This is a genomic window from Stutzerimonas sp. 21-1 (genome assembly GCF_056336065.1).
The window spans coordinates 3,927,250-3,949,050 of sequence record NZ_CM150500.1 but is presented as its reverse complement, the minus strand read 5'-3'; the positions used below and the strand labels follow the sequence as shown (position 1 = coordinate 3,949,050).

25 protein-coding genes are annotated in these 21,801 nt (G+C 67.0%); 8 read left to right on the top strand and 17 right to left on the bottom strand.

Annotated elements, in window-relative coordinates; translation table 11 throughout:
- Positions 1-8 precede the first annotated feature (8 nt).
- The 3 genes from yghU to trpB all read right to left on the bottom strand — a co-directional run bounded on the left by yghU (position 9) and on the right by trpB (position 3,169).
- Positions 9-851: a glutathione-dependent disulfide-bond oxidoreductase gene (gene yghU / locus AC0ZJQ_RS18925; protein WP_102828150.1), complete on the bottom strand. Its 843-nt coding sequence runs from the start codon at positions 849-851 to the stop codon at positions 9-11.
- A gap of 273 nt (positions 852-1,124) precedes the next feature.
- Positions 1,125-1,946, bottom strand: a complete 822-nt coding sequence (trpA, locus tag AC0ZJQ_RS18920; RefSeq protein ID WP_008569154.1) for a tryptophan synthase subunit alpha — start codon at positions 1,944-1,946, stop codon at positions 1,125-1,127.
- Complete coding sequence (trpB, locus tag AC0ZJQ_RS18915) at positions 1,943-3,169, bottom strand: tryptophan synthase subunit beta (RefSeq protein ID WP_476477126.1); 1,227 nt, start codon at positions 3,167-3,169, stop codon at positions 1,943-1,945. Before trpB ends, trpA begins: the two co-directional genes overlap by 4 nt.
- A 206-nt stretch (positions 3,170-3,375) precedes the next feature.
- Between trpB and AC0ZJQ_RS18910 the strand changes: the two genes are divergently transcribed.
- The 4 genes from AC0ZJQ_RS18910 (at position 3,376) to AC0ZJQ_RS18895 (ending at position 5,446) form a co-directional block, all read left to right on the top strand.
- Positions 3,376-4,281, top strand: coding sequence for a LysR family transcriptional regulator (locus AC0ZJQ_RS18910; RefSeq protein ID WP_476477125.1), 906 nt, complete (start codon positions 3,376-3,378; stop codon positions 4,279-4,281).
- 111 nt (positions 4,282-4,392) lie between these two features.
- Positions 4,393-4,896 (top strand): DUF3060 domain-containing protein, encoded by a 504-nt coding sequence (locus AC0ZJQ_RS18905; protein ID WP_476477124.1) that lies wholly within the window; start codon positions 4,393-4,395, stop codon positions 4,894-4,896.
- A gap of 16 nt (positions 4,897-4,912) precedes the next feature.
- Positions 4,913-5,128 (top strand): KTSC domain-containing protein, encoded by a 216-nt coding sequence (locus AC0ZJQ_RS18900; RefSeq protein WP_476477123.1) that lies wholly within the window; start codon positions 4,913-4,915, stop codon positions 5,126-5,128.
- A gap of 102 nt (positions 5,129-5,230) precedes the next feature.
- Complete coding sequence (locus tag AC0ZJQ_RS18895) at positions 5,231-5,446, top strand: dodecin (protein WP_167133789.1); 216 nt, start codon at positions 5,231-5,233, stop codon at positions 5,444-5,446.
- A 29-nt stretch (positions 5,447-5,475) separates the two neighbouring features.
- Here AC0ZJQ_RS18895 and AC0ZJQ_RS18890 read toward each other — a convergent pair whose 3' ends face one another.
- The 3 genes from AC0ZJQ_RS18890 to AC0ZJQ_RS18880 all read right to left on the bottom strand — a co-directional run bounded on the left by AC0ZJQ_RS18890 (position 5,476) and on the right by AC0ZJQ_RS18880 (position 7,427).
- The gene (locus AC0ZJQ_RS18890) at positions 5,476-6,471 is read right to left on the bottom strand and encodes an LLM class flavin-dependent oxidoreductase (protein ID WP_476477122.1); all 996 of its coding nucleotides are present in this window, start codon (positions 6,469-6,471) and stop codon (positions 5,476-5,478) included.
- 15 nt (positions 6,472-6,486) lie between these two features.
- Positions 6,487-6,897 (bottom strand): PA0061/PA0062 family lipoprotein, encoded by a 411-nt coding sequence (locus AC0ZJQ_RS18885; protein ID WP_314018446.1) that lies wholly within the window; start codon positions 6,895-6,897, stop codon positions 6,487-6,489.
- 104 nt (positions 6,898-7,001) lie between these two features.
- Complete coding sequence (locus AC0ZJQ_RS18880; protein ID WP_008569163.1) at positions 7,002-7,427, bottom strand: PA0061/PA0062 family lipoprotein; 426 nt, start codon at positions 7,425-7,427, stop codon at positions 7,002-7,004.
- A 144-nt stretch (positions 7,428-7,571) separates the two neighbouring features.
- Between AC0ZJQ_RS18880 and AC0ZJQ_RS18875 the strand changes: the two genes are divergently transcribed.
- From AC0ZJQ_RS18875 to AC0ZJQ_RS18865, 3 genes are all read left to right on the top strand, one after another.
- The gene (locus AC0ZJQ_RS18875; protein WP_008569164.1) at positions 7,572-8,630 is read left to right on the top strand and encodes an aminopeptidase; all 1,059 of its coding nucleotides are present in this window, start codon (positions 7,572-7,574) and stop codon (positions 8,628-8,630) included.
- A gap of 215 nt (positions 8,631-8,845) precedes the next feature.
- Positions 8,846-10,015, top strand: a complete 1,170-nt coding sequence (locus AC0ZJQ_RS18870) for a hypothetical protein (RefSeq protein ID WP_008569165.1) — start codon at positions 8,846-8,848, stop codon at positions 10,013-10,015.
- Between the two features lie 10 nt (positions 10,016-10,025).
- Positions 10,026-10,745, top strand: a complete 720-nt coding sequence (locus AC0ZJQ_RS18865; protein ID WP_008569166.1) for a ferritin-like domain-containing protein — start codon at positions 10,026-10,028, stop codon at positions 10,743-10,745.
- A gap of 64 nt (positions 10,746-10,809) precedes the next feature.
- On the opposite strand, the gene AC0ZJQ_RS18860 is transcribed toward AC0ZJQ_RS18865, so the two are convergent.
- Genes AC0ZJQ_RS18860 through AC0ZJQ_RS18840 form a run of 5 tightly spaced genes read right to left on the bottom strand, consistent with a single transcriptional unit; the run spans position 10,810 to position 14,736 of the window.
- Positions 10,810-11,445: an SCO family protein gene (locus tag AC0ZJQ_RS18860; RefSeq protein ID WP_008569167.1), complete on the bottom strand. Its 636-nt coding sequence runs from the start codon at positions 11,443-11,445 to the stop codon at positions 10,810-10,812.
- 37 nt (positions 11,446-11,482) lie between these two features.
- Entirely contained in the window at positions 11,483-12,382 is a 900-nt protein-coding gene (gene cyoE / locus AC0ZJQ_RS18855; protein WP_008569168.1) for a heme o synthase, read from the bottom strand.
- A 10-nt stretch (positions 12,383-12,392) separates the two neighbouring features.
- Positions 12,393-13,445, bottom strand: a complete 1,053-nt coding sequence (locus AC0ZJQ_RS18850; protein ID WP_008569169.1) for a COX15/CtaA family protein — start codon at positions 13,443-13,445, stop codon at positions 12,393-12,395.
- Between the two features lie 21 nt (positions 13,446-13,466).
- Complete coding sequence (locus AC0ZJQ_RS18845) at positions 13,467-14,033, bottom strand: hypothetical protein (RefSeq protein WP_037020335.1); 567 nt, start codon at positions 14,031-14,033, stop codon at positions 13,467-13,469.
- Complete coding sequence (locus AC0ZJQ_RS18840; RefSeq protein WP_476477121.1) at positions 13,999-14,736, bottom strand: SURF1 family protein; 738 nt, start codon at positions 14,734-14,736, stop codon at positions 13,999-14,001. Before AC0ZJQ_RS18840 ends, AC0ZJQ_RS18845 begins: the two co-directional genes overlap by 35 nt.
- Positions 14,737-14,951: 215 nt before the next feature.
- Between AC0ZJQ_RS18840 and AC0ZJQ_RS18835 the strand changes: the two genes are divergently transcribed.
- The gene (locus AC0ZJQ_RS18835; RefSeq protein ID WP_008569173.1) at positions 14,952-15,155 is read left to right on the top strand and encodes a twin transmembrane helix small protein; all 204 of its coding nucleotides are present in this window, start codon (positions 14,952-14,954) and stop codon (positions 15,153-15,155) included.
- Here the strand turns inward: AC0ZJQ_RS18835 and AC0ZJQ_RS18830 are convergent.
- The 6 genes from AC0ZJQ_RS18830 to AC0ZJQ_RS18805 form a co-directional block, all read right to left on the bottom strand.
- Entirely contained in the window at positions 15,152-16,045 is an 894-nt protein-coding gene (locus tag AC0ZJQ_RS18830; protein ID WP_458989029.1) for a cytochrome c oxidase subunit 3, read from the bottom strand. The genes AC0ZJQ_RS18835 and AC0ZJQ_RS18830 overlap by 4 nt on opposite strands.
- Complete coding sequence (locus AC0ZJQ_RS18825; protein ID WP_043295002.1) at positions 16,042-16,614, bottom strand: cytochrome c oxidase assembly protein; 573 nt, start codon at positions 16,612-16,614, stop codon at positions 16,042-16,044. The genes AC0ZJQ_RS18830 and AC0ZJQ_RS18825 overlap by 4 nt, the downstream gene beginning before the upstream one ends.
- Positions 16,615-16,662: 48 nt before the next feature.
- Positions 16,663-18,291 carry a cytochrome c oxidase subunit I gene (ctaD, locus tag AC0ZJQ_RS18820; protein ID WP_476477120.1) on the bottom strand — a complete coding sequence of 543 codons (1,629 nt, stop codon included), beginning with the start codon at positions 18,289-18,291 and terminating at the stop codon, positions 16,663-16,665.
- Positions 18,292-18,303: 12 nt separating this feature from the next.
- Positions 18,304-19,437 (bottom strand): cytochrome c oxidase subunit II, encoded by a 1,134-nt coding sequence (gene coxB / locus AC0ZJQ_RS18815; protein WP_102828135.1) that lies wholly within the window; start codon positions 19,435-19,437, stop codon positions 18,304-18,306.
- A gap of 225 nt (positions 19,438-19,662) precedes the next feature.
- Positions 19,663-19,893 carry a hypothetical protein gene (locus AC0ZJQ_RS18810; RefSeq protein ID WP_155551072.1) on the bottom strand — a complete coding sequence of 77 codons (231 nt, stop codon included), beginning with the start codon at positions 19,891-19,893 and terminating at the stop codon, positions 19,663-19,665.
- A 632-nt stretch (positions 19,894-20,525) separates the two neighbouring features.
- Positions 20,526-21,590 carry a PA0069 family radical SAM protein gene (locus tag AC0ZJQ_RS18805; protein WP_476477119.1) on the bottom strand — a complete coding sequence of 355 codons (1,065 nt, stop codon included), beginning with the start codon at positions 21,588-21,590 and terminating at the stop codon, positions 20,526-20,528.
- Positions 21,591-21,801 lie beyond the last annotated feature (211 nt).

Sequence of the window (21,801 nt, the reverse complement as noted above, 5' to 3'; positions counted from 1 at the left end):
CGGCGCGCTCAGTCGAGATCGGCGGCGCTGTGGCGTTCGGGCGCCTGCTCCGATTCCTCGCCCCAAGTACGGTTGACCTTGCGGCCACGGATGACGGCCGGGCGTGCGGCGATCTCATTTGCCCAGCGCTGCACGTGCTGGTAGTCCTGCACCGAGAGGAACTCGCCCGCGCCGTACAGCTCACCCAGCGCCAGCACGCCGTACCAGGGCCAGATCGCCATGTCGGCGATGCTGTAGTCGTCACCGGCGACGTAGCGGTGTTCGGCCAGCTGGCGGTCGAGCACGTCGAGCTGACGCTTGGCTTCCATCGCGTAGCGGTTGATCGGGTATTCGTATTTCTCCGGCGCGTAGGCGTAGAAGTGGCCGAAGCCGCCGCCGAGGAACGGCGCCGAGCCCATCTGCCAGAACAGCCAGTTCAGCGTCTCGGTGCGTGCGCGCAGTTCCGTGGGCAGGAAGGCGCCGAATTTCTCCGCGAGGTAGACCAGGATCGAGCCGGACTCGAACACCCGCAGCGGCCCGCCTTCGGCGCTGTGATCGACCAGCGCGGGAATCTTGGAGTTCGGGTTGACCTCGACGAAGCCGCTGCCGAACTGGTCGCCATCGCCGATGCGGATCGGCCAGGCATCGTACTCCGCGCCGGCGTGGCCGCTGGCGAGCAGTTCCTCGAGCATGATGTTGACCTTCACACCGTTGGGCGTGGCCAGCGAATACAGCTGCAGCGGATGCTTGCCCACCGGCAGCGCCCGCTGCACTCGCGCGCCGGCGGTCGGTGCGTTGATGTTGGCGAACTGGCCGCCGGACGGTGCGTCGTGAACCCAGACTTTCGGCGGGATGTAGCTCTTGTCGGACATGACGATCTCCTCAGCGTGATTCGAATCGGGGCGTGCGCAGCATGCTACGCGCTCGGCGCGCCGGGGCGAAATCAGCCGGATCGATAGCGATCATCGATGCTCGACGAGTGGGGGGTGCTGTGTGAGGGCGCGCGGAAAGCGCGTGTCGCTCAAGCGTGGCGCGTAGGGTGGATGACCGCCTGGGCGATCATCCACCGGCGCTGGGCCGTTGCGGCGTTCCGGCCGGTGGAAAAGGCTGCGCCGTTTTCCACCCTACGTGTGGAGCGGGGATGTTCAGCCGCGGGCGCCGCCGCGGGCGTTGCGCACGCCGGTGCTGAGTTCGCGGCACAGGCCCAGCACGCCTTGCACCGCCTGTTCCGGGCTTTTGGCGCTGGCGATCTGGTCGATCAGTGCCGAGCCGACCACCACGCCCTCGGTCAGCCGGGCGATGGCCGCGGCCTGCTCCGGCGTGCGGATGCCGAAGCCCACGCATACCGGAATATCGGTGTGGCGCTTGAGGCGCGCCACCGCTTCCTCGACGTGTTCCAGGGTCGCCGAACCGGCGCCGGTCACGCCGGCCACCGAGACGTAGTAGACGAAGCCCGAGCTGCCGTTGAGCACGGTGGGCAGGCGCTGGTCGTCGGTGGTCGGGGTGGTCAGGCGGATGAAGTCGATGCCGGCGGCCTGGGCCGGGTCGCACAGCTCGTCGTTATGCTCCGGCGGCAGGTCGACGACGATCAGGCCGTCGACGCCGGCCTCTTTCGCATCGGCGACGAAGCGTTCGACGCCATAGGCGAAGATCGGGTTGTAGTAGCCCATCAGCACCAGCGGCGTGCTGGCGTTGGTTTCGCGGAATTCGCGGACCATCTGCAGCGTCTTCGGCAGGTTCTGCTTGGCCGCCAGCGCGCGGATGTTGGCCAGCTGGATCGCCGGGCCGTCGGCCATCGGATCGGTGAACGGCATGCCCAGTTCGATGACGTCGGCGCCAGCCTCGGGCAGGCCCTTGAGGATCGCCAGCGAGGTGGCGTAGTCCGGGTCGCCGGCGGTGACGAAGGTCACCAGCGCCGCGCGGTTCTGTTGTTTCAGCTCGGCAAAGCGGCTCTGCAGGCGGCTCATGCGTGCTTCTCCTGCTCTTGTTCTACTTGGGGGCTCATGTGGTGCATCACGGTCTGCATGTCCTTGTCGCCGCGGCCGGAGAGGTTGACCACCATCAGGTGCTCCTTGGGCAGCCTGGCGGCGCGCTTGAAGGCTTCGGCCAGGGCGTGGGCACTTTCCAGCGCGGGGATGATGCCTTCCAGGCGGCAGCAGTCGTGGAAGGCGGCGAGCGCCTCGTGGTCGGTGATCGGCACGTACTCGACGCGCTTGATCTCGTGCAACCAGGCGTGTTCCGGGCCGACGCCGGGGTAGTCGAGGCCGGCGGAAATCGAATGCGCGTCGGTGATCTGGCCGTCGGCGTCCTGCAAGAGGAAGGTGCGGTTGCCGTGCAGCACGCCCGGCGCGCCGCCGGCCATGCTGGCGGCGTGCTTGCCGGTGTCGATGCCGTGACCGGCGGCCTCGACGCCGACGATCTGCACGCTTTCATCGTCGAGGAACGGGTGGAACAGGCCGATGGCGTTGGAGCCGCCGCCGATGCAGGCGACCAGCGAGTCGGGCAGGCGGCCTTCCTTCTGCATGATCTGCTCGCGGACCTCGTTGCCGATCACCGACTGGAAGTCGCGGACCATGGCCGGGTAGGGGTGCGGGCCGGCAGCGGTGCCGATCAGGTAGAAGGTGTTGTGGACGTTGGTCACCCAGTCGCGCAGGGCTTCGTTCATCGCGTCCTTCAGCGTGCCGGTGCCGGCGGTGACCGGGATCACCTCGGCGCCCAGAAGCTTCATGCGGAAGACGTTGGCCTGCTGGCGGTCGATGTCGGTGGTGCCCATGTAGACCACGCACTGCATGCCGAAGCGCGCGGCGACGGTGGCGGTGGCCACGCCGTGCATGCCGGCGCCGGTCTCGGCGATGATGCGTTTTTTGCCCATGCGCTTGGCCAGCAGGATCTGGCCGATGCAGTTGTTGATCTTGTGCGCGCCGGTGTGGTTGAGGTCCTCGCGCTTGAGGTAGATCTTCGCGCCGCCGAAGTGCTCGGTCAGGCGCTCGGCGTAGTACAGCGGGCTGGCGCGGCCGATGTAGTCGCGCTGGAAGTAGGCCAGTTCCTCAAGGAAGGCCGGATCGCTCTTGGCTTTCTCGTACTCGGCGGCCAGCTCATTGATCAGCGGCATCAGGGTTTCGGCGACGAACTGGCCGCCGAAGCGGCCGAACAGCCCGCGGTTGTCCGGGCCGGTGCGGTATGAGGTCATGGAGCGCTCCTTGATTGGGTGCCGGTGCACGCAGTCGGGGTGACCGTAGGGTGGACAACGGCGCAGCCTTGTCCACCATCGTGATCGACGGTGGAAAATCGCTTTGCGAGTTTTCCACCCTACGGCAGGTATGGGGGCGAGCTTACGGCTGCAGGCCCTCGCGGAAAAGCGATAAGATCGCCGCAACACGTCAGGAAAACTCACCTATGGCGACTGAGCTTCCCCCCCTCAACGCGTTGCGTGCCTTCGAGGCGGTCGCCCGCCTGGGCAGCCTGAAGCGCGCCGCCGACGAGCTGAACGTCACCCACGGGGCCATCAGCCGGCAGCTGCGAACGCTCGAGGAAACCCTCGGGGTGGCGTTGCTGCAAAAGGAAGGGCGCGGCGTAAAACTCACCGATGCCGGGCGTCGGCTGGGCGAGGCGAGTGGCGAGGCTTTCTCCCGGCTGCGCGGCGCCTGTGACGAACTCCGTCGCGATACCGCCGAGGCGCCGTTCGTGCTCGGCTGTCCGGGCAGCCTGCTGGCGCGCTGGTTCATTCCGCGGCTGGACCGGCTCAACCGCGATCTGCCGGAACTGCGCCTGCAACTGTCGGCCAGCGAGGGCGAGCTGGACCCGCGCCGCCCCGGCCTGGATGCCACGTTGTGGTACGCCGAGCCGCCGTGGCCGGCCGACATGCAGGTGTTCGAGCTGGACGCCGAGCGTATCGGCCCGGTGCTCAGCCCGCATCATCCGCGGTGCGCGGCGCTGCGTGCGCTGCCGGCGGCGGCGCTGCTCGATGAGCCGTTGCTGCACCCGGCCTCGCGACCGCAGGCCTGGCCGAGCTGGGCGCAGCAGCAGGGGCTGGAGCCGGCACGGCTGCGGCTGGGGCAGAGCTTCGAGCACCTGTATTTCCTCCTGGAAGCGGCGCTGGCCGGGCTCGGCGTAGCCATCGCCCCGCAGCAGCTGGTCGCCGATGACCTCGCCAGCGGCCGTCTGCTGGCGCCCTGGGGCTTCGTTGAGACATCCGCACGGCTGGCGCTGTGGGTGCCGACACGGCGGGTCGGCCGGCGTGCCGAGCGGCTGGCCGAGTGGTTGCGTGCGGAGCTTCACGCGGCGCGCCCGTCGCCGGGCTGACCCTGCGCCGCAGCCGAACTCCGGCGTGACCGTCGAGTCCTATGCACATCGCCGCGTGGCGCGTTCGACGGGCCTTGCGACGAGCCCCTTCGCGCAAAAAAGGATTTCCAGATGACCCCGCTCTTTCTCGCTCCGGCCCTGCTGGCCGGTCTGCTGGCCTCGGCCGCGGCGCAGGCCGCCGTCATCGAACTGGACGGCATCGGCCTGTCGCGGGACGTGCCCTGCAACGGTCAGGCAGTGAACATCTCCGGTAACGGCAACCGTATCCAGCTGACCGGCGACTGCGGCGCGGTCGAGGTCTATGGCTCGGATCATCAGGTGAGCCTGCAGCGTGCCGCCGCGCTGACCGTCTCCGGTGCCGAGAACAGCGTGCAGGCCGAGGCCGTCGGCAGCCTGAGCGTGGACACCAACCGCAACCGTGTGCGCACGGCCATCGTGGCCGGCGCCGAGCCGGCGGTCGTCGAGGTGAGCGGCGCCGAGCACGAACTGGAGCTGCGCTTCGATGCGCCGGCGCAGGTGTCCGTCGAAGGCGCTGACAACCAGCTGCTCTGGCAGGGCCAGGAGCCGCAGTTCGCCGTCGGCGGCGTCGATCAGCGGATCGAGCGCAAGCCGTGAACCGGACCAGCCGGCGATGAAGCGCACGCCGGTGGCCTCCAGCAGCCTGCGCTCGCTGGGTTACGACGCCGCGCAGCAGGTGCTGGAGGTGGAGTTCGCCAGCGGCGCGCTGTACCGCTACGAGCAGGTGCCGGCCGCGGCGGTGCAGGCGCTGCTGGAGGCCGATTCGCTGGGCCGGTATTTCAACCAGGTCTTCAAGCCGCAGCACTACGCCTACCGGCGCATCGCATGAATGGCCGCCGCGGCGGCTGAACTTCGCGTGGCTCTGCTAGCCTCAATTCAGGCAGGGACGGCCTCAATCGAGCGGAGGCTCATCGAACGCAAGGGGGCATTCATGTCGGACCATCACACCTACAAGAAGATCGAGATCGTCGGCTCGTCGCGCAACAGCGTCGACGAGGCGATCCGCAACGCCGTGGCCGAGGCGGGCAAGACGCTGCAGAACCTGGAATGGTTCGAGGTCGGCGAGATTCGCGGGCACATCCGCGACGGCCAGGTGGCGCACTTCCAGGTCACGGTGAAGATCGGCTTCCGTCTCAACGACAGCTGACGCGGCAGCCGCGCTGAGGCGTGCCGGGCTCACTTCAGCCCGGCAAGAATCTCGAAGGCGCGGTGGCGGTCGGCGGTTTCGTACAGATCGCAGGTGAAGATCAGCTCGTCGGCCTGGGTCTGCTCCAGCAGCACGTCCAGCCGCGCGCGGACCTTCTCCGGCCCGCCGATCAGCGCCAGACCGAGGAAATCGCCCACCGCCTGCTGCTCATGCGGCAGCCACAGGCCGTGCATGCTCGGCACCGGCGGACGCAGCACCAGGCTCTGGCCGCGAATCAGCGCGAGGATGCGCTGGTAGACGCTGGTGGCGAGGTATTCGGCCTGCTCGTCGCTGTCGGCGGCGATCAGCGGCACGCCGAGCATCACGTAGGGTTGGTCGAGCACCGCCGAGGGCTGGAAGTTGTCGCGGTAGAGCTTGATCGCCTGATGCATGAAGCGCGGCGCGAAGTGCGAGGCGAAGGCATACGGCAGGCCCTTGGCCGCCGCCAGCTGGGCGCTGAACAGGCTGGAGCCGAGCAGCCAGATCGGCACGTTGCTGTTCATGCCGGGCATGGCGATGACGCGCTGGTTCGGCTGGCGCGGGCCGAGCAACCGTTCCAGCTCTTCGACATCCTGCGGAAAATCATCGGCGCTGCCCATGCGGTCGCGGCGCAGCGCGTGCGCGGTGAACTGGTCGGCACCCGGCGCGCGACCGAGGCCCAGATCGATGCGCCCGGGATATAGGGCCTCTAACGTGCCGAACTGCTCGGCGATCACCAGCGGCGCGTGGTTGGGCAGCATCACGCCGCCGGCGCCGAGGCGGATGCGCGTGGTGTTGGCGGCCAGGTAGCCGATCAGCACCGCAGTCGCGGCGCTGGCGATGCCGTCCATGTTGTGGTGCTCGGCGACCCAGAAACGCTCGAAGCCGAGCCCTTCGACATGCCGCGCCAGCGCCAGGGCATTGTGCAGCGCCTGTGCCGGCGTGCCGTCATCGCGGATCGGTGCCAGGTCGAGGGCGGAAAAGCGGGTCTGGGCAATACGGGACATCGTCTACCTCTGTCATCAATAGCAGTGCTCGGCCTGCGCCTCGACCAGCACGTTGCGCTGTTCGTCGAGCAGCCAGCCCTGTGGCGTGAAGCCGAGCGAGCGCGCCTGGAACAGGTAGCGCTTGCCGGCCTCGAAGTGGTCGTACTGCACCACCATCGTGCAGCGCATGGTCTGGGTCTCGCCGAACATGCCGAGGCCGCCGCCACTGACTTCGAATTCATAGTTGGCTTCGAGTTCATGACTGCCCGGCGGCACTTGGAAGAAGCGCCCGTCGTAGGTGCGCTTGCCGTCCAGCCGGTCGGACATGAAGATGTCGATGGTCTGCGCGCGCATGTCCACCCAGGCCATCTGCGGATCGTGCGGCGGCAGCGGGCTGGCGCAGCCGGTCACGGCGAGAGCGATCAACAGGGCGAGCGGCAGGCGCATGATGAGTTCCTCGACGGGCATGCACGAGGCCACTGCCTCGTCACGATCCTGCGAGCCTGCGCCAGATGCCGGGGCTTTTCAACCGCGCCTGGCGGGCGCCGGCCTCAGCGTTCGGCGAGGTTGCCGCAGCCCTTTTCCTCGGCGCGCGCCAGCACGTACTGGTGTTCGTCGTAGAGCTTGGCCCACGGACGGAAGCCGTAACCCCCGGCCACCAGCCGGTAACGCGCGCCGGCATTGAAACGGTCGTAGGCCAGGGTCAGCTTGCAGTCGCGCGGCAGCGGTGCGCTGGCCGGGCCGATGTTGCTGCCCTCGACCTGGAAGCGATAGCGCATCTCCAGCGTGCGGCTGCCCGGCTCGACCTGAAAGTAGCGGCCGTCATCCAGCGCCTTGCCGTCCACCGCCAACGCCTGCAGCTGCGTTTCGCCATGCGGCTTGAGGTCGACCCAGGCCTGGCTGGGATCGGGCTTGGGCATCCACAGCGAACAACCGGCGAGGGGCGAAAGCAGCAGGGCAACGAGGAGAGCGCGCATCGGGAAGGCTCCGACCGGGCAGCAGGCGCCCGGCTAGCGAAACGAAAGCGAATGCCGGCGTGGGATTGCCATCCGCCGCGCGGCCTTTGTAGGGTGCCGACTGACCCGGCACGACGCCGGTTGCGACTCACCGGTTGATTCCCGATGCCGAAGCCCAACGCCGCCACCATCGACCACCGCGCCCTGCGCTGGGTTCCCCTGCTGCTTGCCGTTGGTCTGAATGGTTGCAGCTATTACAGCCAGCTGGCGGTCGGTCAGCTCGAGCTGCTGCGCCAGCGCGAGCCGGTCGCGCGGGTGATCGCCGATGAAACCCGCGACCCGGCGTTGCGGCAGCGCCTGACCCATGCGCTGCAGGCGCGCCGCTTCGCCAGCAGCGTGCTGGGCCTGCCGGACAACGACAGCTACCGGCTCTACGCCGACATCCAGCGGCCCTACGTGGTGTGGAACCTGTTCGCCACCGAAGCGTTTTCGGTGAAGCCGGTCGAGCACTGCTTTCCGATCGCCGGTTGCGTCGCCTACCGCGGCTATTACCGCCAGGGTGCCGCGCGCGGCGAGGCGGCGCGCCTGCAGGCGCAGGGCCTGGACGCCCACGTGGCGGGCGTCGAGGCCTATTCGACGCTCGGCTGGTTCGCCGACCCGCTGCTCAGCTCGATGCTGCGCCGTGATGACGAGCAGCTCGCCGCGCTGCTGTTCCACGAGCTGGCGCACCAGCGCCTGTACGTGCCCGGCGACACCGCGTTCAACGAGTCGTATGCCACCTTCGTCGAGCGCGAAGGGTTGCGCCAGTGGCGCCGCGCGCGCGGTCTGCCGCCGCTGGACGGCCAGGCGCAGCGGCAGTATCGCCAGCTGGTCGAACTGCTGCTGGCAACGCGTGAGCGGCTGGACGCGCTGTATGCCTCAGGCAAGCCGGAGACCCAGCTGCGGGCACTCAAACAGGCCGAATTCGCCCGGCTGCGGCGTGACTACCGGCAGCTGCGCGACGGCGCCTGGGGCGGCTCGCGGCGTTTCGATGGCTGGTTCGCGCGGCCGCTGAACAATGCCAGTCTGGTGCCGTTCGGCCTGTACGACCGCTGGGTGCCGGCGTTTGCCGCACTGTTCGAGCACAACGAGCGCGACTGGACACGCTTCCACGCGGCGGTCGCGGCGCTCGCGGCGGAACCGGCCGACGAGCGGGAAGCCACGCTTGCGCAACTGGCGGACTGAGCAAGCGCAACGGTGCCGCGTGCTACCGCGGCGCTTTGCGCCGAACGCGGTTCATGTATCTAAAAGTTGCGATATACCGTTCATCGGCGGCGATTCCCTCGACCGCTGAACGGTGCGAATCGTTTGCCGAAGCCTCCGGTCCTCTTTATTAGGTCGCCGATTCATACGGCGGCGATCCCTCATGCCTGATACCCACGCATAACCACGGAGGCTCCATGGAGACCCTATCCGGAATTTTCGACAACAAAGGCACGCCCCTGGAGAAGCAGAAGTTCACCTGGAAGGAAATGGCCGGCAAGCCGATCAGCAAGCTCGATGACGATGCCTTTACCCGTGTGCGCATCATCCTCATGAACGGCGTCGAGACCGATGCCCTGCGCCTTTCCCACGGCATCGCCCGCTTCAACAAGGAACTGCGCCTGCCGCTGGCGCAGATCCGGCGTACCGAGCAGCACCAGGCGACCATGATCAACTGGCTGATCGGCGCCGACCACTCGCCGCTGGAAACCACCGTGGCCTACGAACAGGTCGCCATCGAGGTGACCGCCGCCGTCGCGCAGAACGAGCCCGACCCCTACCAGGCTCAGACCTACCGCTTCGGCCTGCTCGAGGACTTCGACCACCTGTACCGCTACTCGGCGATGCTCGATCGCCTCGAGGGCAAGGATGCCAACAACATCCTGCAGGGCTACACCGACATCGTGCCGGGGCGGAAAACCTCCGAGCACCATCGCCATCCGGAAAACGACATCCGCGACAACTACGAGAAGAACAGCGCCGCGCTGATCACCAAGATCCACGCGGCGCTGATCACCGGCGCGGAATACCAGACCCACGACTACTACATGAACATCGGCCCGCTGTTCGCCGATCCGCTGGCACGCCAGCTGTACGCCGAGATCGCTTCGGTGGAGGAGCAGCACGTGACCCAGTACGGCGCGCTGTCCGATCCCAGCGAGAGCCACATCGAGAAGTGGCTGGTGCACGAGGCGATGGAGGTCTACATGTACGCCAGCTGCGCCGAGCAGGAGACCAATCCGCGGATCAAGGCCATGTGGGAGCGCTTCCTCGACTACGAGCTCGGCCACCTCAACGTCGCCTGCGAGTGGTTCAAGAAACTCGAAGGTCGCGATCCGGCCGAGATTCTCGCCGGCCCGCTGCCGAAGATGGTCGAGTTCAAGAGCCAGCGCGATTTCGTGCGCCAGGTGCTGGCCGCCGAGGTCAACCTGCGTACCGCCGGCCCGGCCTATGTGGACAAGGCCAAGGAGCCGCAGTCCTCGCTCGATTACCGCAACCACCTCGCCTCGGAAGGCCTCGCCTCGGACATCGTCTCGGCGGGTTACCAGTGGGCGCCGGGTGGCGAACTGATGCGCAAGGCTTCCTGAGGAGACGACCATGGCTACTGCAGCGAAAGTAGGAACCAACTTCACCGGCGTGCAGATGTCGCCGAAGGACACCAAGCGCCTGCTCGAGGCGGTCAACGAGATTCATCCGGACGTGCCGGGTGACGAGCACGGCATGCTGGTCGAGCGCGCCGAACGCAACGAAGAGGCCGACCGCATCGGCTCCGTGCCGGTGCCGGGTTCGGCCAAGGGCATGCTCAAGACCGGCTTCGACATGATGAAAGGCAAGAGCCCCGAGGTGTTCATCGACAAGCTCGGCGAGCGCCTGGCGTTCGAGCGCAACGGTGTGCGTCTGTACGAGGCGATGATCGCCAAGGCGCGCAACCTCGATTCCGGCAGCGCACTGGTGGACGAGTTGCAGCACATCCGTGACGAAGAGTTCGAGCACATGATGCTGGTGCACGCGGCGATGGAAAAACTCGGCGCCGATCCCACCGCGCAGACGCCCTGTGCCGATGTGGCCGGGGTCATGGCGATGGGCATCATGCAGGTGCTGACCGATCCGCGGACCAATATCCCGCAGTGTCTGAATGCATTGCTGACGGCGGAGCTGGCGGACAACGCCGCCTGGGAACTGCTGATCGAGCTGGCGCAGGCCGCGGGCCATCCGAACATCGGCGACAGCTTCGTCAAGGCCAAGACCCAGGAGGACGATCACCTGCTGAAGATCAAGACGCTGATGCGCCGCGATCTGATTCTGCAGACCAAGTAAGCGCGGCCCGAATGCAAAGCGCGGCTTTCGCCGCGCTTTGTCGTTTCTGCGGAGAGGAGGGCGCTCAGCGCTGCTGCTGCACCAGCGCGGGCAGCTGCTCGGCGAGCTTCTGCACCCGCAGCGGTGCGCGGATGAAGCCGTGCTGGCGACCGTCCGGGCCGATGATGACCAGATTGCCGCTATGGTCGACGGTGTAGTTTTCCTTGCTGGTGTCCGGCGGAATGAACGGGATACCGACGCCGTTGGCCAGCGTCTGGATGGCCTCCGGCGTGCCGGTCCAGCCGTGAAAACCGGCGTTGAAATAACCCAGGTATTCCTTGAGCTTGGCCGGCGTGTCGCGGTTCGGATCGACACTGACCAGGATCGGCTGGAGCTGCCCGCGCACCGTCTCGGGGAGCAGGCCGGAGAGCTGGCGCAGCTCGGCAAGGGTGGTCGGGCAGATGTCGGGACAGAACGTGTAGCCGAAGAACAGCAGCGTCCAGCTGCCCTTGAGCTGGTCGACCTGCACCGCCTGGCCATTCTCGTCGGTCAGGCTCAGCGTCGGCAGCGGGCGGCTCTGCGGCAGCAGCACGATACCGGCATCCAGCAGCTGGGTCGGGTCGAGCTGGCGCTCGCCATTGAGCACCTTGGAAACCGTCAGCCCGACGACCAGCGCGATCAGCGCAACGAGGATGAAGACGGTTTTCTGGATGCGGGTCATGGGCGTCCTGTGGGCGGCTGGGTGGCCTGTTCGGGCACTAGAAATCGAGCAGCAGATAATGATCAACCAGTAGCGCGATGAACAGCGCGAACAGGTACCAGATGCTGAATTTGAAGGTCTTGATTGCCGCATGTGGCCGGCTGTCGCGGTACAGCGCGATGGCCCAGTAGAGAAAGCGCGCGCCCAGCAACGCCGCGGCGACCAGGTACAGCAGGCCGCTCATGTGGATGGCGAACGGCATGAAGCTGACCGCCAGCAGGATCACGGTGTAGAGCAGGATATGCACCTTGGTGTAGTGCACGCCGTGGGTCACCGGCAGCATCGGAATGTTCACCTTGGCGTACTCGGCGCGGCGGTGGATCGCCAGCGCCCAGAAATGCGGCGGCGTCCAGGCGAAGATGATCAGCACCAGCAGCAGCGGTTCGGCGCTGATCTGGCCGGTCACCGCGACCCAGCCGAGCAGCGGCGGCGCGGCGCCGGCCAGCCCGCCGATGACGATGTTCTGCGGCGTCGCGCGCTTGAGAAAGCCGGTGTAGATCACCGCGTAGCCGATCAGCGAGGCGAGCGTCAGCCAGGCCGCCAGCGCATTGGTGAAGGCCAGCAGCAGCGCGAGTCCGGCGACCCCGAGGGCCAGGGCAAAGGTCAGCGCGGCCGCGGGTGACACCCGGCCCTCGGCCAGCGGGCGCTTGTGGGTGCGCGCCATCACCGAGTCGATGCGGCGGTCCACCACGTGATTGACCGCCGCCGCGCCGCCGGCACACAGCGCGATGCCGAGGTTGCCGAACAGCAGCACCGTCCACGGCACGCCGGCGCGGGTGGCGAGGAACATGCCGACCAGCGAGGTGATGAGCATCAGCAGCACCACCTTCGGCTTGGTCAGCTCCAGGTAGTCGCGCCAGCTGGCCTGGACGCGGCGTTCGCTGAGTACGGTGGCCATGGTGTTCTCCTTATGGTCGGGCGCCGGGCAGGTCGAAGCGGCCGGCCGTGGACGTCATCGATGCGGGATGTCGGGCGCGTGCAGGTTGGCGCAGGCGGTAGTTGATCTGCACCAGTACCAGCAGCAGCGCGGCGCCGCCGCCGTTGTGCGCTACCGCAACCGGCAATGGCAGGTGCAGCACCACGTTGGCGATGCCCAGCCCGACCTGCAGCGCCAGCGCGCCGAGCAGCAGCGCCGCGAGGCGGCCGAGGCCGTTGCGCCGCAGCAGGGCGGCGAGCGCCAGCAGCACCAGCGTCACGCTTAGTGCACCGAGCCGGTGGCTGACGTGGATCGCCGTGCGCGCCTCGCCGTAGAGCAGGCCGCCGAGGTAGTTGGGGCCGATGTCGTGATGGGTGAGGTTGAAGGCGTTGGCGAAATCCATCCGTGGCCACCATTCACCGTGGCAGGTCGGGAAATCGGTGCAGGCCACCGCCGCGTAGTTGCTGCTGACCCAGCCGCCGAGGGTGATCTGGCCGACCACCAGCAGCAGGGCGAATGCCGCGAAGACGCGCAGCCGACCGTCGACCGCGGCCAGCGGCAGCAGCGCGCCGGACAGGCGCAGGCAGAGCAGGAACAGCAGGCTCAGGGTGGTGAAGCCGCCGAGCAGGTGTGCGGTGACGACTTGCGGCCAGAGCTGCAGCGTCACCGTCCACATGCCGAACAGCGCCTGGGCGATCACCACGGCGAGCAGCAGCAACGGCAGCTTCACCGGCTGCCCCTGCTCGTTGCGGCGGCGCAGCGCCTGCAGCGCCAGCGCGAGGATCACCAGCCCGAGGCTGCCGGCGAAATAGCGGTGGACCATCTCGTTCCAGCCCTTGTGCACCTCCACTGGTGCGTCGGGAAAGCGTTCGGCGGCCAGGCTCTGCGCCTGCTCGCTCATCGGCACGCTGAGAAAACCGTAGCAGCCCGGCCAGTCCGGGCAGCCGAGGCCGGCGTGGGTCAGCCGCGTGTAGGCACCGAGCAGCACCACCACCACGGCCAGTGCGGTGGCGAACAGGGCAAGGCGGTAACCGGGGCGGGCCATCGGGTGCTCCTTGTGCCGGCGTCAGCCGATCTGCGAAATCTTCAGCAGGTACTTGAGGTCGTCGAGGATCGCCTTGCCGTCGGCCTTGGCGTCGTAGCGCAGCACCAGATTGCCGTGCGGATCGACGATCCACAGCTGCGGCGCGGCATCGCCGGCCGGCGTCAGTCCGTAGCGCTGCAGCTGCGGGTATTCGCGTGCCAGCCGCTGCTCGGCTTCGGCCGCCAGCGGCGCGCTGCTGGCCAGCGCATGGCCGGCGCGCGCCGCCTCGCGGGCCAGGCCGATATTGATCTGCCGCGCCAGATAGACCAGCCGCAGGCAGTCTTCCGCGCAGCCTTGCGGCGCGGTGACCAGCAGCTCCCAGCGTGTCGCGGCCGCCGGTGCCTGCACGCCGATGGCCGCACGGTTCTGCCCGTCGGCGACCAGCACGCCGTGGTAGCTGCGGCTCTGCGGCACCCAGAAACCGTAGCGGTACATCGCCGAGGCCAGCAGCATCGGCCCCAGCACCACGGCAATGATCAGCAGCAGTTGCAGACGCCCGCGCCCGCGGCGGGGCTCAGTGGCGTTCATGGTCGGATTCGTCGGGTTCATGCCGTGCTCCTCGTGCCTGATGCACGCCGAAATAGATGAACAGCGCCAGCAGCGCCGCGGCCAGGGCGAACCACTGCACCGCATAGCCGACGTGCTGCTGCGGACTCATGCTGGTTACCGGCCAGTCCGCGCGGTAGGCGCTCGGGCCGGGCTCCAGGCGCAGTTCGTGGGCCACGCCGTCGCGGCCGAGCAGCGCCCACAGCGCCGGAACATCGACGTGGCTGATCAGCCGCGGCCAGCCCTCGGCCATGCGCTCGCTGAAAACGAACGGTTTGCCCGGCGGCACGTACAGCCAGGCGGCGAGCTTGAGGGGCTGCTGCGGTGTGTCGAACTGCGGGGCGATGCGCCGGTCCGGCCAGGGCAGCCAGCCGCGGTTGATCAGCAGCCAGCGACCGCTGGGTTCGTCGTAGAAGGGCTGCAGCAGCTCCACGCCGACCTGGCCGTCGCGCGTGCGGCTGTCGAGCAGGAAGCTGTGCGCGGCATCGAAGCGCCCCTGCAGGTACACGCGCGCGTAGGCCTGCCCGGCGCTGCCGTCGAGCTGCTCCGGCGTCAGCGGCGCGGCCTCCTGGCGGGCCTGCTGGCGCTCCAGCAGCTCGCGCTTTTGCTCGCTGCGTTCCAGCTGCCAGAAGCCCAGCCAGACCAGCAGCGGCAGCAGCGCCAACACCAGCAGGGTCGGCAGCAGCCCCGGGCGGAAGCGGCTCATGGCCGGCACCCTGGAAAGTCGATATGGCTGGCTATAATCCACCCCCACTCCCCTCCCATCTAGGGCACCTCTAAAAACTACCTGCGTTGCCCTCGCTGCGTTGGAAACAGGCTCAAAATGCTCATTTACAACTCGTAAACTGCGCTTTTTCGCCTGTTTCCGCCTTGCGCTGGCTGCCTCGTCTACGTTTTTAGAGGTGCCCTCTGGAATCGCTCATGCTCAAGACGGCGATCGTTCTGTCGTTAGTGGCCACGCTGGTCAGTCTGTTCAGTGGCCTGTTCTTCCTGGTGCGCGACGAGGGGCGCCGCTCTCGCGTGGTCGCGGCGCTGTTCGTGCGCGTCTGCCTGGCTGCCCTGACCGTTGCGCTGATCGCCTGGGGCTTCTGGTCCGGCGAGCTGCGCCCAGGGCTGGCGCGCTAGATCACGTAGACGAAGACGAACAGGCCGATCCACACCACGTCGACGAAGTGCCAGTACCAGCTCGCCGCCTCGAAGCCGAAGTGGTGTTCGGCGCTGAAATGCCCGCGCAGGATGCGGATCAGCATTACCGTGAGGATGATCGCGCCCATCGTCACGTGCGCGCCGTGGAAGCCGGTGAGCATGAAGAACGTCGCGCCGTAGATGCCCGAACCGAGCGTCAGCCCCAGCTCGTTGTAGGCATGGATGTATTCCTCGGCCTGCAGGATCAGGAAGGCCGCGCCGAGCAGCACCGTCACCGCCAGACCGATCTTCAGCTGCTGGCGATTGTTCTTGCGCAGCGCGTGGTGCGCCCAGGTCAGGGTGAAGCTGGAGGACACCAGCAGGATGGTGTTGACGAGCGGCAAACCCCAGGCGCTGATGGTGCCTTCCGGCGCCGGGTAGAGTTTGGGATCGGGGTTGTTCAGCAGCGGCCAGCTGTACTCGAAGCCCGGCCAGAGCATGTTGCTGACGCCCTTGTCGCCTTCGCCACCGAGCCAGGGACCGACCCAGTAGCGCACGTAGAACAGCGCGCCGAAGAAGGCCAGGAAGAACATCACCTCCGAGAAGATGAACCAGCTCATGCCCCAGCGGAACGAGCGGTCCATCTGCGCGCTGTACAGCCCGGCGCGGCTTTCCTTCACCACCGCGCCGAACCAGCCGAACATCATGTAGGCGATCAGCAGCGCCCCGATGAAGAAGATCAGCGGGCCGCTGGATTCGGCGCGCTCGGCCTTCAGGTCGTTGAACCAGGTGCCCAGGCCGAAGAAGGTGACCAGCAGGGCGATGGTGGCGATGATCGGCCACTTGCTCTGCGCCGGGACGTAGTACTGCTCGTGGGTCTGGGTGTTCATTGCAGACTCTCCTTGGCCGCGGCCGTCGCCAGGGCGGCGACCGGTGGCTGGCGGGACGTGATGTCGAACAGCGTGTAGGCGAGGGTCAGGTGGCGCACATCGGCCGGCAGGTCGCGATCGACGATGAAGCGCACCGGCATCTCGATGCGCTCGCCCGGCTGCAGCACCTGCTGGGTGAAGCAGAAGCATTCGGTCTTGTGAAAGAACGCCGCGGCCTTCGACGGCGAAACGCTTGGCACCGCCTGGGCGGTCATCGGCTTGTCCGTCGGGTTGAAGGCGACGAAGCGGATTTCCTGACTGGCGCCCGGATGCACCTCCACCTGCGCGGCCAGCGGCTGGAACTCCCAGGCCATGCCCGCGGCGTTGGTGGCGAGGAACTGCACGCGCACCTGGCGCGCCGCATCCACCGTCTGCTTGCCGTCATAGGCGCCGGCGGTCTTGCCGTTGATGCCGAACGCCTGGCACATCACGTCGTAGATCGGCACCAGGGCGAAGCCGAAGGCGAACATCGCCGCCACCACCAGCAACAGACGGCGAACCAGACGCGCGGTGGGCAGTGACTCGCTCATCGACGGCTCCTCGGCAGGCGCCGCCCGCGTGGGCGGCCGGCGGCTGCGCTAGTCATGCTTGGGCCCCGTGCGGTGCTCGTGCAGGGTGTCCATGTCCGGCGGGGTGGTGAAGGTGTGATAGGGCGCCGGCGACGGCACGCTCCATTCCAGCCCTTCGGCGCCGTCCCACGGTTTGGCCGGTGCCGGCACGCCGCCGCGGATGCACTTGATGACGATGAACAGGAACAACAGCTGCGTGGCGCCGAACATGAAGGCCCCGATGCTCGACACCATGTTGAAGTTGGCGAACATCATGTTGTAGTCGGGAATCCGCCGCGGCATGCCGGCCAGACCGACGAAGTGCATCGGGAAGAACGCCATGTTCATTCCGACGAAGCTCAGCCAGAAGTGCAGCTTGGCCAGGGTTTCGTCGTACATGTGGCCGGTCCACTTCGGCAGCCAGTAGTAGGCCGAGGCGAAGATGCCGAAGATCGCGCCGGGCACCAGCACGTAATGGAAGTGCGCCACCACGAAGTAGGTGTCGTGGTACTGGAAGTCTGCCGGGGCGATGGCCAGCATCAGCCCGGAGAAGCCGCCGATGCTGAACAGGATGACGAACGCCACGGCGAACAGCATCGGCGCCTCGAACGTCAGCGAGCCGCGCCACATGGTCGATACCCAGTTGAACACCTTCACCCCGGTCGGCACGGCGATCAGCATGGTGGCGTACATGAAGAACAGCTCGCCGGTCAGCGGGATGCCGACGGTGAACATGTGGTGCGCCCAGACGATGAACGAGAGAAAGGCGATGGCGCCGGTGGCGTAGACCATCGAGGTGTAGCCGAACAGCGGCTTGCGGCTGAACGCCGGGATGATCGAGCTGATCGCGCCGAACGCCGGCAGGATCATGATGTACACCTCGGGGTGGCCGAAGAACCAGAACACGTGCTGGAACAGCACCGGGTCGCCACCGCCGGCGGCGCTGAAGAAGCTGGTGCCGAAGTGGATGTCCATCAGCATCATGGTCACCACGCCGGCCAGCACCGGCATCACCGCGATCAGCAGGAAGGCGGTGATCAGCCAGGTCCAGACGAACAACGGCATCTTCATCAGCGTCATGCCCGGTGCGCGCAGGTTGAGCACGGTGGCGATGACGTTGATCGCGCCCATGATCGAGCTGATGCCCATCAGGTGGATGGCGAAGATGAAGAAGGTCACCGATTCCGGCGCGTAGGTGGTCGACAGCGGCGCGTAGAACGTCCAGCCGAAGTTCGGCCCGCCACCCTCCATGAACAGCGTCGAAACCAGCAGGCCGAAGGCCGCCGGCAGCAGCCAGAAGCTGAAGTTGTTCATCCGCGGCAGGGCCATGTCCGGCGCGCCGATCATCAGCGGAATCATCCAGTTGGCCAGACCGACGAAGGCCGGCATCACCGCGCCGAACACCATCACCAGGCCGTGCATGGTGGTCATCTGGTTGAAGAATTCCGGCTGCACGATCTGCAGGCCTGGCTGGAACAGCTCGGCGCGGATCACCATCGCGAAGGTGCCGCCGAGCAGGAAGGCGCAGAAGCTGAACCACAGGTACATCGAACCGATGTCCTTGTGGTTGGTGGTCAGCAGCCAGCGCGAGAGGCCCTTGGCCGGGCCGTGGTGGTGGTCATGCCCGGCATGCCCATGATCGTCGATCACTGCACTCATCAGCCTGTCCTCTTACTGGGTGGCTTCTTCGGCCTGTTTGAAATCCAGCACGTCTTTCGGCGTGACCATGTCGCCCTTGGCGTTGCCCCAGGCGTTGCGCTCGTAGGTGATGACCGCGGCCAGATCGACTTCCGAGAGCTGCTTGCCGAAAGCCGCCATCGCGGTGCCCGGCTTGCCGTTGACGACGATGTTGAGGTGGCCGCTGACTTCGCCGGTGGCGATGGCCGAGCCCTTGAGCGCCGGGAACATCGGCGGCAGGCCCTCGCCAGTCGGCTGGTGGCAGGACGCGCAGTTGGTCTGGTAGACCTTCTCGCCGCGCGCGGAGAGTTCGTCGAGTGTCCACTCCTTGCCGGTCAGCTCCTTGAGCTTGGCGGCCTCGGCCTTGCGCTCGGCCATCCAGGCGGCGTAGTCCTCCTGCGACTTGACCTCCACCACCACCGGCATGAAACCGTGGTCCTTGCCGCACAGCTCGGTGCACTGGCCGCGGTAGATGCCGGGCTGCTCGACACGGGTCCAGGATTCGTTGACGAAGCCGGGAATGGCGTCCTTCTTCACCGCCAGCTCCGGCACCCACCAGGAATGGATCACGTCCGCCGCGGTGACCAGGAAGCGCACCTTGGCGCCGGCCGGAATGACCAGCGGCTGGTCGACCTCCAGCAGGTAGTGCTCGCCCTTGGGCGCCTGGTTGTTGATCTGCTCGCGCGGCGTGGTGAGGTTGCTGAAGAACTCCACGTCCTCGCCCAGATACTTGTAGTGCCACTTCCACTGGTAGCCGGTGATCTGCACATCGACGTCCGACTCGCTGGAGTCGTAGATGTGGATCAGCGTGCGCGTGGCCGGGACCGCCATGCCGATCAGGATCAGCAGCGGAATGATCGTCCAGAGCGCCTCGACCTTGGTGTTTTCGTGGAAGTTGGCCGACTCCTGCCGGCGTGAGCGACGGTGGGCGATCATCGAATAGATCATCACGCCGAACACCAGCGCGCCGATGACCACGCAGATCCAGAAGATCGCCATATGCAGGTCGAATACCGAGCGACTGACCTCCGTCGCCCCCGAACGCATGTTCACGTCCCAGGCGGCCTGCGCCTGGCTGACGAGCGTCGATAGTCCAAGCCCCATCCAGATGCATGGATGTCGAGACATTGCGGGTTCCCCTTATGATTCTTGTTATCCCGCCGACTGCCATCGCCACCGCCGAAAATCGTCTGGCCGGGTTGCCCCCGGATGCCAGCTACGTTTTCGATCAGTCCGATTTCGCCGCCGCACCGCCGCTATCGCGATGGTTACGCCGACGCCTGCACGCGCAGTCGGAACTTCAATCAGGTACGCCTACGAACGGAGTATAGACAGCCATCCCCGACTGGCAATTCAGGCATCGGGAGCGTCTGCCACGGGGGTTGTGGGGGCATCGTTCTTCTTCACACCACGCAAGTTCATCAGTGCCAGACAGATCTGCAGCACGATCAACGCCCAGGCCTGGGCGTGCCAGCCCCAGATCACCCAGAGCAGATTGCTCAGCAGAAAACAGCAGAAACCGATGAAGCGCCGCCCCGGGCGCAGCGAGCCGATCAGCCACGCGGCGATCACCGTGACGAGCATGGCCGGCCATTGCAGCAGATCGATCCAGTCCACAGCCCACTCCGATACGGGGGATACAGGAATTGGTGCGGCGGCTGCGTCAGTTAGTTCCTCGCCGCCCGGCCCGCGGACGCCGCGTCCGCCGGCGCCTGCACGTCGCCGACTCTGGCTGGCCACCGCCTCGCGTTGGGCAAACCTGTCCCGGCCTTGCCCTTTCGGTGGATAAGCAGAGCGTTATCCACCCTACGCGTACGCGGTCCGCTGGTAGGGTGGAAAACCGCGCAGCGTTTTCCACGCGCTCGCCGGCACCTGCACGTTGCCGGCTCTGGCTGGCCCCACCGCCTCGCGTCGGGCAAACACGCCCCGGCCTTGCTCCTTCGGTGGATAAGCAGAGCGTTATCCACCCTACGCGTACCCGGTCCGCTGGTAGGGTGGAAAACCGCGCAGCGTTTTCCACGCGTCCGCCGGCGCCTGCACGTCGCCGAACCTAGCTGGTCCCGCCGCCTCGCGGTGGGCAAAACGCCCCGGCCTTGCCCTTTCGGTGGATAAGCAGAGCGTTATCCACCCTACGCGTGCCGGTCCGCTGGTAGGGTGGAAAACCGCGCAGCGTTTTCCACGCGTCCGTCGGCGCTGCGCGTCGCCGGGGCGAGCCGTCAAAGCAGATTCATCTGCCGGCCGGGCGGGGCGAAACGGCTGCAGTCCAGACCGTGGTTCTGCTCGCGGCGGTTGAAGCCCAGGCGTCGGCAGGCCAGGCGGAAGCGCTGCGCCAGCAACTCGGCGAACTGGCCTTCGCCGCGCATGCGGCTGCCGAAACGGCTGTCGTTGCTGCGGCCGCCGCGCGACTGGCGCACCAGGCTCATCACATGCGCGGCACGCTGCGGGAAGTGCTCGGCCAGCCAGGCCTCGAACAGCTCCGCCAGCTCGTGCGGCAGGCGCAGCAGCACGTAGCCGGCCGACGCCGCACCGGCCTCGCGGGCGGCTTCGAGCAGGTGTTCCAGCTCCATGTCGTTGATCATCGGGATCATCGGCGCGCACATCACGCTGACCGGCACGCCGGCCTCGTGCAGCGTGCGCAGCACCCGCAGGCGCGCCGCCGGCGAAGCCGTGCGCGGTTCCATGATGCGTTTGAGTTCATCGTCCAGCGTGGTCAGGCTGACCGAGACGCTGACCAGCCGCTGCTCGGCCAGCGGCACCAGCAGATCGAGGTCGCGCAGCACCAGCGAGCCCTTGGTGATGATGTGTACCGGATGGCGGTAGCGCAGCAGGATCTCCAGCGCCTGGCGCGTCAGCCGCTGCTCGCGCTCCAGCGGCTGGTAGGCGTCGGTATTCACCCCTAGCGCGATCGGCTGCGGCACATAGCCCGGCTTGCTCAGCTCCGCTTCCAGGCGCTCGGCGAGGTTGGTCTTGGCGATCAGCTTCGTCTCGAAATCGATACCCGGCGACAGGTCCCAGTAGGCATGGCTGGGCCGCGCGAAACAGTAGATGCAGCCGTGCTCGCAGCCCCGATAGGGGTTCACCGAGCGGTCGAAGCCGACATCCGGCGACTGGTTGCGGGTCAGCACCGACTTGGCGATTTCGCGACGTACCTCGGTGGCGCGGGTCGGCGGCACGTCCTGCTGCCAGCCGTCGTCGTAGGCCTCGCTGCGGGTCGGCGCGAAACGGTTGTCAGGGTTGATCGCGGTTCCGCGACCGCGTGGTGTCTGAGGCAAGCCGGGCATGATTGGTCGCGTCTTTCTACTGTTCATTCGTACAGTATTTTACTCGACCATCCGCCTGCCAGTGCCATCCGATCGACGGTGCGCTGACCATCCGTCATTCGCGCCGGGAACATTTGCGCCGCGCCCGGGACAAACCAGTCTGGTCGGATTCCCCAGGGATGCCGGTACGCGTACCGGCCCGGCAGTACCGGCCAGGCACTCTTCATTTTCA